Origin of the sequence: Bacteroides sp. 224 (assembly GCF_010500995.1) — a bacterium.
Taxonomy (GTDB): Bacteria; Bacteroidota; Bacteroidia; order Bacteroidales; family Bacteroidaceae; genus Bacteroides.
Genome location: NZ_QVMK01000085.1, coordinates 1 through 1,564, shown reverse-complemented (window position 1 = coordinate 1,564; position 1,564 = coordinate 1). Strand labels below are relative to the sequence as shown.

General features: G+C 40.0%; 1 protein-coding gene. It reads left to right on the top strand.

Annotation, left to right across the window (positions count from 1 at the left end; all coding sequences use genetic code 11):
• Positions 1-89 precede the first annotated feature (89 nt).
• Complete coding sequence (locus D0T60_RS18420) at positions 90-1,217, top strand: ISAs1 family transposase (RefSeq protein ID WP_163219938.1); 1,128 nt, start codon at positions 90-92, stop codon at positions 1,215-1,217.
• Positions 1,218-1,564 lie beyond the last annotated feature (347 nt).

Below are 1,564 nucleotides of genomic sequence, written 5' to 3'. Positions count from 1 at the left end.
CAGGGCATCCACTCAATAATCTCAACAGTTTATTTTTTGCCCTAAAATAGCTTTCTTTGTGCTCTATTTCCTTTTTAAATATCCTATTTATGAGTATCAAAGAGTTTTGTGAATGTGTTCCTGATATGCGTAATAATAAAAACCAGATCTACAAAGTGGATGAAATCGTTTTTATCGCCATTGTTTCAGTTCTCTGTGGTGCCGAAACTTGGCATGAGATCTGTATGTTTGGTCGTAGCAATGAATCTTATTTTAAGAGCCGTCTGCCAGGTTTGTCCGGCATTCCTTGTGCTGAAACCTTTAATCGTTTCTTTTCTCTTTTAGACATTGATTGGTTTGAAGCTTGCTTTCAACTTTGGGTTGATGAGATTTGTCGGCAAGTTCCTGGCGTGGTTTGCATTGATGGTAAAGCTGTATGTAAAAGTTCTGGTTCTAAGGGTTCTGGGGTAAAGGATCGTCTTTATATGGTTAGTGCCTGGTCTGCTGCTAACCATATTTGCCTTGGTCAACGCAAGGTAGATGGTAAATCGAATGAAATAACAGCTATTCCCGAACTCATAAAAGTACTTGATCTTGAACAATGTATTGTAACGATTGATGCGGTCGGTTGCCAGAAGAAAATAGCCGAATTGATTATTCAGGCAGGAGCCGACTATATTCTTTGTGTGAAGAATAACCAGAAAAAACTTAAGCACCTGATTTCATCTTTACTCACCGAAGAGGATCGTCTTTACTTACCTTACAAACAGCGTTACTTTCAGGAGAATGAAGGTCATGGTAGAAAAGAATATCGAGAGTGTGTTTGCGATGCGGTAGTCTATCCGGAGCATTTTTATGCTGGGTGGAAAGGGATAAAAACGATTGCTAAAATCACCTCTATTAGACAATTAGCAGATGGAGAGCAAACCACAGAAACCAGATACTATATATCTTCATTACCACAAGATCCACAATTGATATTGGAGTCCGTTAGGGCACATTGGCAGGTGGAAAACAACCTACATTGGCAGTTAGATGTTTCATTTAGAGAGGATTATACAAGAAAAACAGACAATGCCGCTATTAACTTTTCAGCAATGTGTAAAATGGTGCTCATGCTATTGAAACAAAGTAAAATCAAACTTGGAATGGCTGGAAAAAGAAAACTATGTGGGTGGGATGAGAAGTACAGAGATGAAATTATAGGAATTCAAAGAATTTATAATCTTAATAGTTGAGTTTGCGTAAGCTTGACCTCCGTCCCAGAGGGACACTTTAAAACAGCCTGGGGTACAGTGAGCATAGCGAACGGCACCCCGGGTAAATACCGATCCTCAAGAGGGCGTCCCAAAGGGACAACTTAATGAAATAACAGGCTAATGGAGTTATTAAATTGTCCCTCTGGGACGCTGGATGCTGATGTGTTTCAACTATACCCGGGATGTCGCTTCGCTTTATCCCGGGCTGCTTTAAACTGACCCTTCGGGTCGAAAAAAGGCAATAACCCTTAACTTGATGGTATGGAGCGACAAGCTTATGCAAATATTGAAAATTCAACTGTTGAGATTATTGAGTGGATGCCCTG